The organism is Pantoea sp. SGAir0184, from assembly GCF_043544755.1.
On record NZ_CP028050.1, the window covers coordinates 1,327,394 to 1,341,958 of the forward strand.

The 14,565-nt window shown below is 57.2% G+C and carries 13 protein-coding genes and 2 pseudogenes; all 15 read left to right on the plus strand.

Annotation, left to right across the window (positions count from 1 at the left end; translation table 11 throughout):
- The first annotated feature begins 30 nt into the window (after positions 1–30).
- Complete coding sequence (tssC, locus tag C1N60_RS06065) at positions 31–1,578, plus strand: type VI secretion system contractile sheath large subunit (RefSeq protein ID WP_058781795.1); 1,548 nt, start codon at positions 31–33, stop codon at positions 1,576–1,578.
- A gap of 17 nt (positions 1,579–1,595) precedes the next feature.
- Positions 1,596–2,936 (plus strand): type VI secretion system baseplate subunit TssK, encoded by a 1,341-nt coding sequence (gene tssK, locus C1N60_RS06070; RefSeq protein WP_058758377.1) that lies wholly within the window; start codon positions 1,596–1,598, stop codon positions 2,934–2,936.
- A complete protein-coding gene (gene tssL, locus C1N60_RS06075) occupies positions 2,933–3,622 on the plus strand; it encodes a type VI secretion system protein TssL, short form (RefSeq protein ID WP_058781797.1) in 690 nt (229 codons plus the stop codon). Before tssK ends, tssL begins: the two co-directional genes overlap by 4 nt.
- On the plus strand, positions 3,619–5,325 hold the full coding sequence (locus tag C1N60_RS06080; protein WP_282954644.1) for an OmpA family protein: 1,707 nt from the start codon (positions 3,619–3,621) through the stop codon (positions 5,323–5,325). The genes tssL and C1N60_RS06080 overlap by 4 nt, the downstream gene beginning before the upstream one ends.
- Positions 5,326–5,328: 3 nt before the next feature.
- Positions 5,329–5,820, plus strand: a complete 492-nt coding sequence (hcp, locus tag C1N60_RS06085) for a type VI secretion system effector Hcp (RefSeq protein ID WP_021509115.1) — start codon at positions 5,329–5,331, stop codon at positions 5,818–5,820.
- A 234-nt stretch (positions 5,821–6,054) separates the two neighbouring features.
- Positions 6,055–6,336 carry a type II toxin-antitoxin system RelE/ParE family toxin gene (locus C1N60_RS06090; RefSeq protein ID WP_072209960.1) on the plus strand — a complete coding sequence of 94 codons (282 nt, stop codon included), beginning with the start codon at positions 6,055–6,057 and terminating at the stop codon, positions 6,334–6,336.
- Positions 6,337–6,509: 173 nt separating this feature from the next.
- Positions 6,510–6,740 carry a hypothetical protein gene (locus C1N60_RS06095; protein ID WP_394521512.1) on the plus strand — a complete coding sequence of 77 codons (231 nt, stop codon included), beginning with the start codon at positions 6,510–6,512 and terminating at the stop codon, positions 6,738–6,740.
- A gap of 31 nt (positions 6,741–6,771) precedes the next feature.
- Positions 6,772–9,171 carry a type VI secretion system ATPase TssH gene (tssH, locus tag C1N60_RS06100; RefSeq protein WP_394521513.1) on the plus strand — a complete coding sequence of 800 codons (2,400 nt, stop codon included), beginning with the start codon at positions 6,772–6,774 and terminating at the stop codon, positions 9,169–9,171.
- Positions 9,168–11,546, plus strand: coding sequence for a type VI secretion system Vgr family protein (locus tag C1N60_RS06105; protein WP_394521514.1), 2,379 nt, complete (start codon positions 9,168–9,170; stop codon positions 11,544–11,546). The genes tssH and C1N60_RS06105 overlap by 4 nt, the downstream gene beginning before the upstream one ends.
- Entirely contained in the window at positions 11,547–12,332 is a 786-nt protein-coding gene (locus C1N60_RS06110) for a DUF4123 domain-containing protein (RefSeq protein WP_394521515.1), read from the plus strand. It begins immediately after the preceding gene.
- Between the two features lie 57 nt (positions 12,333–12,389).
- Complete coding sequence (locus C1N60_RS06115; RefSeq protein ID WP_394517229.1) at positions 12,390–12,923, plus strand: DUF3304 domain-containing protein; 534 nt, start codon at positions 12,390–12,392, stop codon at positions 12,921–12,923.
- Positions 12,911–13,097 (plus strand): annotated as a pseudogene (locus tag C1N60_RS06120) (hypothetical protein); the annotation flags it as partial. The gene C1N60_RS06115 and the pseudogene C1N60_RS06120, both read left to right, overlap by 13 nt.
- A gap of 101 nt (positions 13,098–13,198) precedes the next feature.
- The gene (locus tag C1N60_RS06125) at positions 13,199–13,729 is read left to right on the plus strand and encodes a DUF3304 domain-containing protein (protein WP_394521516.1); all 531 of its coding nucleotides are present in this window, start codon (positions 13,199–13,201) and stop codon (positions 13,727–13,729) included.
- Positions 13,717–13,899: pseudogene (locus C1N60_RS06130) on the plus strand (hypothetical protein); the annotation flags it as partial. The gene C1N60_RS06125 and the pseudogene C1N60_RS06130, both read left to right, overlap by 13 nt.
- A gap of 104 nt (positions 13,900–14,003) precedes the next feature.
- Positions 14,004–14,537: a DUF3304 domain-containing protein gene (locus C1N60_RS06135; RefSeq protein ID WP_058775852.1), complete on the plus strand. Its 534-nt coding sequence runs from the start codon at positions 14,004–14,006 to the stop codon at positions 14,535–14,537.
- Positions 14,538–14,565 lie beyond the last annotated feature (28 nt).

Here is a 14,565-nt window from a genome sequence, read left to right on the forward strand (position 1 = left end):
TCACGATGATTTAACGGATTAATAAGGAAGATGCTGATGTCTGTAAATAATGAGAATGCGACGGGTGGCGAGAGCGTGGTGCTGGAACGTCCGGCAGCCGGTGGGGTTTATGCCACCCTGTTTGAAAAGATCAATCTCAACCCGGTTTCTGAGCTGAGCGCGCTGGATATCTGGCAGGATGCGCAGGCGATGTCGGATGCAACGGCGGATGAGCGTTTAACCGCCGGCATGCAGGTATTTCTGGAGTGCCTGAAAAAATCAGGCGCAAAAGTTGAAAAACTCGACAAAAACCTGATTGACCATCATATAGCCGCGCTGGATCACCAGATCAGTCGTCAGCTGGATGCGGTCATGCACAGCGAAGAGTTCCAGGCAGTGGAGAGCCTGTGGCGCGGTGTGAAATCCCTTGTCGACAAAACCGATTTCCGCCAGAACGTGAAAGTCGAACTGCTGGATATGTCAAAAGAAGACCTGCGTCAGGACTTTGAAGACAGCCCGGAAATTATCCAGAGCGGCCTGTATAAACACACCTACATTGATGAGTATGACACACCAGGCGGCGAGCCGATTGCGGCGCTGATTTCCGCTTATGAGTTTGATGCGTCTGCGCAGGATGTTGCCCTGCTGCGCAATATTTCAAAAGTGTCTGCTGCGGCGCATATGCCGTTTATCGGCTCTGCCGGCCCGCAATTCTTCCTCAAGGATTCAATGGAAGACGTGGCGGCCATCAAAGATATCGGTAACTATTTTGACCGCGCTGAATACATCAAGTGGAAATCCTTCCGCGAGACGGACGATTCGCGCTACATCGGTCTGGTGATGCCGCGCGTACTGGGTCGCCTGCCGTATGGCCCGGATACCGTTCCGGTGCGCAGTTTCAACTACGTTGAAGAAGTCAAAGGTCCGGATCACGACAAATATCTGTGGACCAACGCCTCGTTTGCCTTCGCATCCAACATGGTGCGCAGCTTCATTAACAATGGCTGGTGCGTGCAAATCCGTGGTCCACAGGCCGGTGGTGCGGTGCAGGATCTGCCGATTCATCTGTACGATTTGGGCACCGGTAATCAGGTGAAGATCCCGAGTGAGGTAATGATCCCGGAAACCCGCGAATTCGAGTTCGCCAATCTCGGTTTCATTCCGCTGTCCTACTACAAAAACCGCGACTACAGCTGCTTCTTCTCAGCCAACTCCACCCAGAAACCTGCGCTGTATGACACTGCGGATGCCACCGCCAACAGCCGCATTAACGCCCGTCTGCCGTATATCTTCCTGCTGTCGCGTATCGCGCATTATCTGAAGCTGATTCAGCGTGAAAACATCGGCACCACCAAGGATCGGCGTCTGCTGGAACTGGAGTTAAACACCTGGGTGCGCGGTCTGGTGACCGAAATGACCGATCCGGGCGATGAGCTGCAGGCTTCTCACCCGCTGCGCGACGCGAAGGTGGTAGTGGAAGATATCGACGACAACCCGGGCTTCTTCCGCGTCAGGCTGTACGCCATCCCACACTTCCAGGTAGAGGGCATGGACGTCAACCTGTCACTGGTTTCCCAGATGCCGAAGGCGAAATCGTAAGCGAAGGCAGGAAGCCAATGAAAACGGAACAACCGTTATGGGGCAGGGGCGTTATGGTCTCTCCCCAGCACTTCCAGCAACAGGTCGCCTATGCGGCCTGGTCTGCGGAATGCATCGCCCGGCTGGGCCTCTGCCATCCCTGGGGGATGATTACTGCCACCTTCGAACCTGATGCACTGAAGCTGGGCCGCCTGCAGGCCCGTCATCTGCACATCCGTTTTCCTGATGGCACGCTTATCGACACCGAGAACGCCGATGACCTGCCGCCGGTGCTGATGCTTGAGGGCGAATCACAGGACGTGGTGGTGGTTCTGGCACTTCCGCTGCTGCGGGCAAATGGCGGCAACTGTCTTAAACCCGATGAGGTGGCCGAGCGCCCTGTGCGTTATCGCCAGCGCTGGCGGGATGTCCGCAACACCTTTGGCGACGATACCCGGCAGATTGCAGTGATGCAGCCAGAGCTGACGCTGCGTTTTGCCCATCAGAACAACAGTGATTATCTGACCTGTCCGGTCGCCCGTCTGCAGCAGGATTCCCAGGGCAGCTGGGCACTCGATGAAACCTGGCTTCCGCCACTGCTGGCTCTGCAGGGCAGCCGCTGGCTGGTAACCCAGCTGGAACAATTGATGACGCAACTGCGTGCCCGTCTGAGTCGACTGATGTCCATGCGGCGTGAAAGTAACGAGCGCATGGCCGACTTTGCCGTGGCTGATGTGTCGTTGTTCTGGCTGCTCAATGCCCTGAACAGCGCAGAACCGGTGCTCGGCCAGTTTCAGCGTAACCTGCAAAGCCCACCGGAGCGTTTGTACCCGGAACTGGCGCGGCTTGCGGGCAGCCTGCTGACTTTCTCGCTGGAACATCAGGTGAGTGCTATTCCGGTCTGGCAGCATGAACAGCTGAATAGCGTCTTCCCGCCGCTGTTCGACTTACTGGGCGATCTGCTGGAAGCCAGCCTGCCGTCGCGGGTGGTGGCGATTGAGCTTGAGCACGATGCCCGGCTACACGTCTGGCAGGCCCGTCTGCATGACTCCCGTCTGCGCGAAGGGGCGGATTACTACCTTTCCGTGCGTTCACCGATGCCGGTGGCACAACTGCAGGAGCAGTTCCCGCGCCAGTGCAAGATCGGCAGTCCCGATCATGTCAGGAGTATCGTCAATTCCTCACGGGTGGGCGTGCCACTGACGCCACTGCGCCATGTGCCGGCAGCCATTCCGCTGCGTCTGGAAAACCAGTATTTCAGCCTTGATGTCTCGCATCCCCTGGCCAGTGAAATGCTTCAGAGCGGCACCTGTATGTTTTACGTTCCGGGCATGCTCGGCGAGCCTGAACTTGAACTTTTTGCGGTACTGAGAACATGAGTGAGCCTAAACGCAGTACTGCTGCGCCCATTGATATTGATGCTCTGCTGCAGGATACCTGGCTGCAGGTCATCAGCCTGCGTCACGGTCCGACGTTTCAGGATGGAGAAGGGCGCACGTTGTGGGAGCGTTGCATTGCCGATGTTGAACGTGTGCAGCGTGAGCTGAAAGCGAGCGAACTCGATGAAGTCAGCTGTCAGCATATTCTCACCGCACAGTGTGCGCTGCTTGATGAGGCGGTCAAAGGTCGTGGTGTGGAGGATGACGCCTGCGTGCAGTGGTATGACATTCCCCTGCAGGGGCACTTCCTCGGCACCATGGATGCCGGTGATACGCTGTGCGATCGCATGCGTGATGTGCTGCGTGAACCAGCGCCTGACCAGGCTGTCATGACCTGCTTTCAGCGGGTCATGATGCTGGGGTTCCTCGGCAGTTTCCGCTCTCTGAACGATCCGGAGCGCCAGAAGCTTATCAACGCGCTCAGTGAACATGTCACGCCGTTCAGCTATCCACCAACCCATCCGGTTCTGGCGGAAAGCCGTACCGGACGAGAAATGGGCGGCTGGCTGGCGTCATGGCCCGTGCGTATTGGCCTGAGCGTGGTGCTGGTGGCTGCGCTGTGGTGGGGACTGAGCCACTGGCTGGATCAGATGCTGGTGACCCTGCTGCCGGGAGCCGTGAAATGAGTCCTGCACAGCAGCGCGGGCTTGCGCTGTGGGCCGCCCTGCTGAGTGCCGTGGTTTGCCTGAGTTTCCTGCCGGTATCGCGACTGGTTTCGGTGCTCTTTCTGCTTGCGGTGCTGGGGCTTATCCTGGCGTTGTGGATTGTCGCCAGGCGTCGTGCGGAGCATGACGTCGCCCTAAATCTGGATGACCTCCCGGAAGCCACTTACCGTCAGCCTGTGGTGCTGGTCTGTGGCGATCTGCCGCTGGCATGTATGCAGCAGTCACCGGTGCTTACTGTGACACAGGGATGCTGGATCCGCGTGGAGGAACATCAGGATCTGCAACAGGTTGCCCGTCAGATACTGGGGTTGCGTCCTGACTGGGGCCGACAGCTGTCGGTGATGGTCAGCGTCTGTCCGCAAAAACACGCCGACAGCGAGCGACTTACCCGTCGTCTGCTGGCCCTGCGCTGGCAAATCAGCCAGCTGCGTAAAGAAACCGGGCATTCTGTGCCGCTGGTTCTGAATGGTCAGGTTGGCAGTGCGATGACCAATGATCTGCTCTGGCAGGCGGTTATCCCGGGGGAAGGGGTGAGGGTCTGGCGTGCGTCTTCAGCGCCGGGCTCAGTCGCTGCATGGGTCACCACCGGTGGCGCGCCTGCGATGCAGCAACAGGTGCTGATGAACAGCCTGATGAGCTGGTTCCGGTTGCACGTTAAAGCGGTCTTCATTGATGAGAGCCCGGATGTTCCGGTCATTGCACCGGTTGCAGTGCTGTGGGGATTGGGACCGATCCTGGCCGGAAGTCTGGCCACATCGGTGTGGACGGCATGGCTGTCCCGTCATACTGCGATGCAACAGGTAGCGGGCTGGCAGCCGGTGGGAACGGACAGTACGGTTATTGCCGCGTTGCCGGATTTTATCCTGCCGCTGCTTCCGGAAGGGCGAGGCCTGACGCCGCATGGGCAAGCCTTCCGTTATGCGCTCGCGATTTTTACGCTGGCGGCCATGGCTGCACTGCTCAGCAGTGGCTGGAACAATCGCCAGTTGCTGCAGCGTGTCAGCTTCGATATTGCCCGCTATGAACGCATCCCGATGCAGGATTTCGCGCCCAAAGCCGACGCTGTTGCTGTCCTGCGTGACGATGCGGCCGGGCTGGATGACCAGGCGCGCAATGGCGTACCGATGCGGATGGGCTTTGGTCTGTATCAGGGCGAGCGTCTGCGAATGCCTGTGCTGGATGCGATCCGTTCGTATGTGCCCCCGCCACCGCCGCCAAAACCGCAGCCGAAACCGGTGCCGAAAATTGTCCGCCTCGACAGCATGTCGCTGTTCGATTCCGGCAAATCCACGCTGAAAGCCTGGTCCACCAAAATGCTGGTGAACTCACTGGTCGGCATCAAAGCGAAGCCGGGCTGGCTGATTGTCGTGTCCGGCCATACCGATAACACCGGTAACCCGCAACTGAACCAGACGCTGTCACTGAAACGTGCCGAAGCGGTACGCGACTGGATGCGTGACACCGGTGATGTACCGGAAAGCTGTTTTGCGGTGCAGGGTTATGGCGAAAGCCGCCCAATCGCAACCAATGACACGACGGATGGGCGTGCGCTTAACCGTCGCGTCGAAATCAGTCTGGTACCGCAGGCTGATGCCTGCCAGATACCGGGCAACACCCAGACGTCATCGCAGGATGATGACGTATCACAACACAACGGAGAGTAATCCATGGCAATCCCTGTTTATCTTTGGCTGAAAGACGACGGTGGTGCGGACATTAAAGGTTCCGTAGACGTTAAGGACCGTGAAGGCAGCATCGAAGTTGTCGCTCAGGATCACAATATCTACATTCCGACCGACAACAACACGGGCAAACTGACCGGCACCCGTATCCACACGCCGTTTATGTTCACCAAGGAAATCGACTCGTCCAGTCCGTATCTGTACAAGGCAGTGACCACTGGCCAGACCCTGAAATCAGCAGAGTTCAAGTGGTACAAAATCAATGACGCCGGTCAGGAAGTCGAATACTTCAACACCAGACTCGAGAATGTGAAGGTGGTGAAAGTGAATCCATTGATGCATGACGTTAAGAATCCTTCTTACGAAAAGCACAATCACCTCGAACAGCTTGAACTGCGTTACGAAAAAATCACCTGGACCTACAAAGATGGAAACATCATTCATTCCGATAGCTGGAACGAACGTGCCACCGCGTAATGACCTGCCGTGCCAGGTGCTGCAGGGTTGTTGTTTAGAGTAACGCCTGATGCGGATGGGGAAACCTGTCCGCAGCTTTTAGCAAAGCCCCTTTGTGCTGAGGGGACAGTTAAAAAGTGAACATCCAAAAATCTGGCCTAATGCGCTTAGGCTTCCTTACTAAACGGAAAAGCGATGGGCGGTAGCGTGCCTGAATGAATCAGGCTTATTTCTGAGACATAAAAGGAGAAAATTATGCCATTTACTTTTGATGATTCAGCTGCCAGGCAGCGCTGGGAAAGAGGAAAATCAATCAGTGTGCCGTCTGCCGGAATGCGGAAATATCACGACTGGCGTAGATATATTCTGACCGGCCGTTCTCCGTCAGATGCTGCAAGACTTGCAGGAGATATGAATTATGAAAAATTGAAGGGCAACAGTAACCTCTATTCTGTCCGGCTTACACAGCAGGACAGGGTTTTATTCTCGGTGGCAGGAATGTCCATAACGATCCTGGAAATTGGTGGCCATTATTAGACCCGGCCCAAATCAAAAAACACACCATTTAATCGTCGCGTTTCAGATGCTGTAACCCTGCCTGAAAGGACATGAATTGTGTGCGGTGAGGCTCTTCCGGTTGGGGATATCTGTAACCGATAGTCCCCATACGGTAAAACCCGATAGTGCGCGTCAGAATGGAGAAAGTCTTTATGGAGCATCACGCATCAACCTTATTACGCCGCCTTAACCCTTACTGTGCTCGCGCACTGGAAGCCGCCGCCTCCCTGTGTCAGACCCGCGCCCATGCGGAAATTTTGCCGGAGCACTGGCTGCTGAAGCTGCTCGAACAGGGGGAAGGTGACCTGACGGTACTGGCACGCCGCTATGAGTGGGATATGGATATGCTATGGCAGGATTTGCTTGCCTGGCTGGCTGGATAAACTGCCGCGTTCAGTCCGTCAGCGTCCGCAATTGTCTGACACTCTTCAGACGCTGATGCAGGAAGCCTGGCTGATTGCTTCTCTTAACGGTGAGGAACAGATCCGCAGCGTCCATCTGCTGATGGCGCTGGTTGATAAACAGAAACTGGTGCGCTGTGACGGGCTGTGGCCGCTGCTGACGCTGGGCCACAGTCAGCTGGAGCGTCTGCGCCCGCTGCTTGATGGGCAGTCGGAGGAACGCCCGGAACGGCAACAGGCAGCGGAACTTGCGCAGAGTCATGGTGGTGAGGTGGAGTTTGTCGGGCGCCCGGTCGGCGCGGCCATAAAGGAAGGCGAACTCAATCCAGCGCTGCAGAACGCACTCGATAAATTCACACTCGACGTTACTGCCAAAGCCAGAGAAGGCAAAATCGACCCGGTCTTTGGGCGCGATACGGAGATCCGCCAGATGGTGGATATTCTCTCGCGTCGTCGCAAAAACAACCCGATTCTGGTCGGCGAACCGGGCGTCGGCAAAACCGCGCTGGTGGAAGGCCTGGCTTTACGTATCGCTGAAGGCAACGTTCCGGAAAGCCTGAAGCCGGTTGTTCTGCGCACCCTCGACCTTGGTTTGTTGCAGGCGGGCGCAGGCGTGAAGGGCGAATTCGAACAGCGCCTGAAAAACGTGATTGATGCGGTGCAGCAGTCCCCGGTACCGATTCTGCTGTTTATCGATGAAGCGCACACCATCATTGGCGCCGGCAACCAGGCCGGCGGCGCGGATGCCGCCAACCTGCTCAAACCGGCACTCGCCCGTGGCGAACTGCGTACCATCGCCGCCACTACCTGGTCTGAATACAAGCAATACTTCGAACGCGATGCCGCGCTGGAGCGCCGCTTTCAGATGGTAAAAGTAGACGAGCCGGACGACGAGACCGCCTGCCTGATGCTGCGCGGCCTGAAAGCCCGCTACGCCGAACACCACAACGTGCATATCACTGATGATGCAGTACGCGCAGCCGTCACGCTGTCCCGCCGCTATCTGACGGGCCGCCAGCTGCCGGACAAGGCGGTTGCTTTGCTGGATACCGCCGCCGCACGTGTGCGGATGAGTTTCGACACGGTGCCAGAACAAATTGTGCGCCTGAAAGCAAAACTGACCGCGCTGGCACTGGAAGCGCAGGCGCTGCGGGAAGATATCGCCGCCGGCAGCAACCGTCACGATGACCGCCTGGGTGCCATTGAGCAGCAGCGGACTGAACTGGAGACGCGCATCGAAGAGCAGGAAGCACGTTTCAGCCACGAAAAAGCGCTGGCACAGCAACTGACGGCCAGCCGCCAGGACATCAGCCAGCAGGCTGAGATTTCCGACCTGCAACAGCGGCTCGAACAGGCGCAGCAGGGCGATGTGCTGGTTCAGGTGGATGTGGACACCCGCACCGTCGCGAATGTAATCGCCGACTGGACCGGCGTGCCGCTGTCCTCGCTGATGAAAGACGAGCAAACCGAACTGCTGATGCTGGAAAACGAAATCGGCCAGCGTGTGGTCGGGCAGGACGTGGCGCTGACCGCCATCGCCCGGCGCCTGCGCGCGGCGAAGACCGGACTCACGTCAGAGAACGGCCCGCAAGGCGTGTTCCTGCTGGTCGGCCCGAGTGGCGTCGGTAAAACCGAAACCGCGCTGGCGCTGGCGGACGTGCTGTACGGCGGTGAAAAATCGCTGATTACCATCAACCTGTCCGAGTACCAGGAGCCGCACACTGTTTCCCAGTTGAAAGGCTCACCGCCGGGCTACGTGGGTTACGGTCAGGGTGGCATTCTCACCGAAGCGGTACGCAAGCGCCCGTACAGCGTGGTACTTCTCGATGAGGTGGAAAAGGCGCACCGCGACGTCATGAACCTGTTCTACCAGGTGTTTGATCGCGGCTTTATGCGCGACGGCGAAGGGCGTGAAATCGATTTCCGCAACACCGTGATCCTGATGACCTCCAACCTCGGCAGCGACCATCTGATGCAGTTGCTGGACGAACAGCCGGAGGCCAGCGAAGGCAATCTCCACGAGCTGCTGCGCCCGATATTGCGCGACCACTTCCAGCCGGCGCTGCTGGCCCGCTTCCAGACGGTGATTTACCGCCCGCTGGCAGAAGCGGCGATGCGCACCATCGTGGAAATGAAGCTGTCACAGGTCAGCAAACGCTTACATCGTCACTACGGTTTGACCACGCAGATTGATGAGAGCCTGTATGGCGCGCTGACCGCCGCCTGCCTGCTGCCGGATACCGGCGCGCGCAACGTTGACAGCCTGCTCAATCAGCAGATTCTGCCGGTGCTGAGTCAGCAACTGCTGAGCCACATGGCCGCCAGACAGAAACCACAGTCGCTATGGCTGAGCTGGAGCGAGGAAGAGGGGATCGGGCTGGAGTTTGACCGGACTGAAGGAGATAACGCATGAACTCCCGTCTCCCGATCAGATTCAGCCACAGCCATCACCAGTTGTCGGTGAAAGGATGTGAAGCCGGGCTCGATGTACTGGCGTTTGACGGCGATGAGGCGCTCAGCCGGCCGTTCAGCTACCGTATTGAATTCACCAGCTCTGACCATGCCATCAGCAAAGAGATGATGCTGATGAAAGCGGCCTCCCTGACGCTGCAGGCCCCGGTTGACCAGGGTTACGGCATCAAAATGCAGCAGGCGGTGCGCACCCTTCAGGGCGTGGTGAGCGGCTTTGAACGCCTCGGTACATCAAAAGATGAAACTCATTATGCCCTGACGCTGCAGCCACGCCTGGCGCTGCTCGACCGTTCACACCAGAACGCCATTTATCAGGACATGTCGGTGCCGCAGATTGTGGAAAAAATCCTGCGCGAGCGTCACAACCTGCGCGGTCAGGATTTTCTGTTCTCGCTCTCAAAAGAGTACCCGCGCCGTGAGCAGGTGATGCAGTACGGCGAGGATGACCTGCGCTTCATTACCCGCCTGCTGGGTGAGGTGGGTATCTGGTTTCGCTTTACCACGGATACGCGTCTGAACATCGACGTGGTGGAGTTTTACGACGGTCAGCAGGGGTATGAAAAAGGCCTGACGCTACCCTCGGTGCCGCCGTCGGGCCAGCATTCAGACGGAGTGGACGCGGTGTGGGGGATGGAGAGCCACCATAACGTGGTGCAGAAGCAGGTCAGCACCCGCGACTACAACTACCGACAGGCCACGGATGACATGAATACCGAGGTTGATGTGACCCGCGGGGATGCCACCACCTGCGGGGATGCCTACCACTGGGGGGACAACTACCTTACCCAGGGTAATGCGTACGACCGCAATCCGGCTGCGGAGTCGGGGGCGTTCTATGCCCGCATTCGTCATGAGCGCTACCTGAATGGCCAGACCCGGACCCATGCCATCACCAGCTGCCCGACCCTCTCTCCGGGCCAGGTGCTCAACGTCACCGGTGGGTATGAAGTGGCCGAGGTGTTTGCTCAGGGCGTGGTCATCACGGCGATGCGCAGCCATGCGCGGCGTGACCGGGATTTTGAAGTGCATTTTGACGGGATCCCGGACAGCACGGATTTTAGTTTCCGTCCTGAGCCAGGCTCACGCCCGGTGATGGCCGGCACATTACCGGCCCGCGTAACCAGCACCACAGAGAACGACACCTACGGCCACATCGATAAAGACGGCCGCTATCGCGTCAACATGCTGTTTGACCGGGATAACCGGGAAACCGGGTTCGAGAGCCTGTGGGTGCGCCAGTCCCGCCCGTATGCCGGCGACACTTACGGTCTGCACCTGCCGCTGCTGGCGGGCACCGAAGTGGCGATTGGCTTTGAGGACGGTAACCCGGACCGGCCATACATCGCCGGCGTGCTGCACGACTCGGCGCACGGCGACCACGTCACCATCCGCAACTACAAACGCAACGTGCTGCGCACCCCGGCGAACAACAAAATCCGCCTCGACGACGAGCGCGGAAAAGAGCATGTCAAGGTCAGCACCGAGTACGGCGGCAAGAGCCAGCTGAATCTGGGGCACCTGGTCGACGGCGAAAAGCAGAAGCGTGGAGAGGGTTTCGAGCTCAGAACCGACAGCTGGGGCGCCATCCGGGCACAGAAAGGGATGTTCATCAGCGCTGATGGCCAGACGAAAGCACAGGGCCAGGTGCTGGAGATGCAGCCGGCGGTCAGTCTGCTAAAAGGAGCGTTGAATCAGGTAACTGGGTGGGGAACGATTACGCAGACTCACCACAACATAACGCCTGATTCTGAGCCGTTAAGAGCATTTGTTTCCGCTGCCAGTGAGCTTAAAGAGCCTGCGCTGCTGCTGTCTTCACCTAAAGGTATTGCCGCCGTTACGCCGGAAACGACTCTGATGCACAGCGGGAAAGGGTTGTACCTGCAGAGCCTGGGAGAAGTCAATATCACCGCAGCACAGCGCTATTCGGTGAACGCAAGTCAGGCGGTTTCGCTGCTAGCCCTACAGGAAGGAATGCGGCTGGTATCTGCCAAAGGTGCACTGGAGATTGAATCACATAGTGATGTGCTGTCGCTGACTTCCCTGAAGGATGTCACCGTCCAGTCAACGCAGGGACACCTGCAGCTGACGGCAAAGAATGGGATCACGCTCGCCTGCGGTGGCGCTTACATCAAGCTCACGCCACAGGGCGAAATCAACGTGCATGGTCCAGGCCTGTTAAGCCTCAAGGGGCAACATAAATTACAGGGCCCGGCGAGTGAGGATTATCCGCTGCCTGAATTGCCTTCATCAGTATGCAAAGAGTGTCTGAAAAAGGCGCAGCGGCTGGCACAGGGCTTTGTGCCAAGGGAGGCATAAATGAACACGACCCATATCACTGACTGGGTGAATCTGCTTCAGCAAACCTGCGCTGATATAAATCTGACTCACCTTGATTTTATTCTCGACCAGTGCGGTATTGATTTTTCCGTCATTCCGGTACTGCGGGATTTTTCACCACCTTTGGTATGGCAGTCTCTCTATCAGGGCTTGCCGGAAGATGCCCTGCCAGAAGAGTCGCCGCTGTTGATCAGGATCTCTTTGAACGATCCGCTTCAGAAACAGTGGTTGATTGAGCTGGCTCAGAAAGTACAAAAAACTGCTCCACTACTGGTGCTCTGTTCTCCCTGGCCTTTCGCTACACTGGCGGAATGGTTAACAACCTGTACCGATGCGACACATGAAGGACGGGCGGGGCTGTTCAGATACTTTGATGCCCGTATTTTTCCTTATTTGTTCTCTCATATTCTGGAACCTGATCAGCAGGCCCAGTTGCAGCGCCCGGCGCTCTTCTGGAGCTGGCTGGATCCTGACGAGAAGCCGGGGTTGCTGATGGGGCAGGGAGCACAGCCCGCCATCAACGAGAAGTGCCAAAACATCGCTTTGAGCGATAGCCAGTTTGAAGCCCTGATGTGCATCTGCGATGCCAGGCTGATGCTTCGCTATCGGGACGTTCCCGATACGGGATTTGCTTCGCAGGCTGAACGGTTTACGGCCTGTTTCAACGGCATGCTTTCAGCCACCGCCAAAGGGATGCTACTGGATAAAGAGCGCGAGGATTGGGTGATTAAGACCCTGATCGGACGGTCCTCAGCAGAAGTCTGAAAGTGGGTTCATGAGGCAGTTCGCCTTCCGGAGAGGCTGCCATACAAGGAATGTAAAATGAAATTACGACATTACCTCATGGTACTGGGTGCCCTGCTGCTGGCGGGCTGTAGCCAGCCGGTGGCAAAGGCGGAAAACCGGAGCGGCGGCGGTGGGATTATTGTCGCCATCAACCATACCAAATTGGCGATCAACCATTTCAGCGTCGACGGTCAGTCGGGCATCGATGCTATTGGTCCGTATCAGGGCGGCGGCGGGGGGTGCTGCTATGGCGTGCCGGCGAAATGGCGACCGGGTATGACGGTGAGGGTGGACTGGGAAAGTGGCGAAGCATCAACAAAAGGGTTTCCAGGATTCGCTGATTCAAAAAAATACAGAGAATGGCGAGATAAAATTAAGGCCCAGAATAAGCAGCACAGTGCGGTGGTACCAGTTCCGGACTATACGGGACAGGAAATCTGCGGGATCACGGTGCATTTTCTGCCCTGTGATGAGGTGAAAGTGACGACCAGTTGTGCCAACTATGGCCATCCGGAACATCCGATCAAAGAGCCCCTTAAGATGCCGGAGCCAAAAGTATGTCCAAAATAATCACCGATCTGGTGTGGTTCCCGCCGGCGTTTCCGGCTCAGGGGCGTTTACCCACTCAGGCTGCGCTGGTTGGCGCAAACTGCGCGCAGCAGGACAGCTACGAGCTTACCTGGCGGCAGGACTGTGCATATCAGCCTGTTCTTCGATGGCAGCGGCAATAACCTTAATCACGATCTGGCCTTTATTCCTCTTCAGTAATGCTCAGCCATGCCATCCCGAAAAGTCATGGCTGAGTAAGACGGACGTTATCAGTTTCTTCATCAAAGGAATGCAAAATGAAAATACAACATTACCTCGTGGTACTGGGCGCCCTGCTGCTGGCGGGCTGTAGCCAGCCGGTGGCAAAGGCGGAAAACCGGAGCGGCGGCGGAACCATAGAGGCAATCAATCACACCAGATGGGCAATCAACCATTTCAGCGTCGACGGTCAGTCGGGGATAGACATTATCGGGCCGTACCAGGGCGGCGGCGGTGGCTGCTGCTATGGCGTACCGGCGAAGTGGCGGCCGGGTATGACGGTCAAAATCGACTGGGAAACTGGAGTAGGAGATATGGATGGGTTTCCAGGCTTTGGTGATGACGCCAGGTATCTTGCCTGGGAAAAAAAAATGAAGGCTCAGAATCGTCAGCACAGCATCGTGGTACCAGTTCCAGATTATACGGGGCAGGAAATCTGCGGGATCACGGTGCATTTTCTGCCCTGTGATGAGGTGAAAGTGACGACCAGTTGTGCCAACTATGGCCATCCGGAACATCCGATCAAAGAGCCCCTTAAGATGCCGGAGCCAAAAGTATGTCCAAAATAATCACCGATCTGGCGTGGTTCCCGCCAGCGTTTCCGGCTCAGGGCGTTTACCCACCAGGGCTGCGCTGATGGGCGCAAACTGCGCGCTGCAGGACAGCCACGAGCTTACCTGGTGGCAGGACTGTGCATATCAGCCTGTTCTTCGACGGCACCGGCAATAACCTTAATCACCATCTGGCTTTTATTCCCCTTCATTAATGCTCAGCCATGCCATCCCGAAAAGTCATGGCTGAGCAAGACGGACACCATCCGTTTATTCATCAAAGGAATGCAAAATGAAAATACGACATTATCTCGTGGTACTGGGTGCCCTGCTGCTGGCGGGCTGTAGCCAGCCGGTGGCAAAGGCGGAAAACCGGAGCGGCGGCGGTGGGATTATTGTCGCCATCAACCACACCAAATGGGCGATCAACCATTTCAGCGTCGACGGTCAGTCTGGCATCGATGCTATTGGTCCGTATCAGGGCGGCGGCGGGGGGTGCTGCTATGGCGTGCCGGCGAATTGGCGGCCGGGTATGACGGTCAAAATCGACTGGGAAACAGGAGTGGGATACTCAATGGATTTTCCGGGTTATGCCGATGAACAAAAATTTTTATCCTGGGCCCAAAAAATAAAAGCCCAGAATAAGCAGCACAGTGCGGTGGTACCAGTACCGGATTATACGGGGCAAAAAACCTGCGGGATAACGGTGCACTTTATGCCCTGTGATGAGGTGAAGGTGACCACCAGCTGCGTGAGCCCCGGCCGGCTGGGCTACCCGATCAACGAGCCCCTTAAGATGCCGGAGCCGAAAGTATGTCCAAAATAATTACCGATCTGGCATGGTTCCCGCCAGC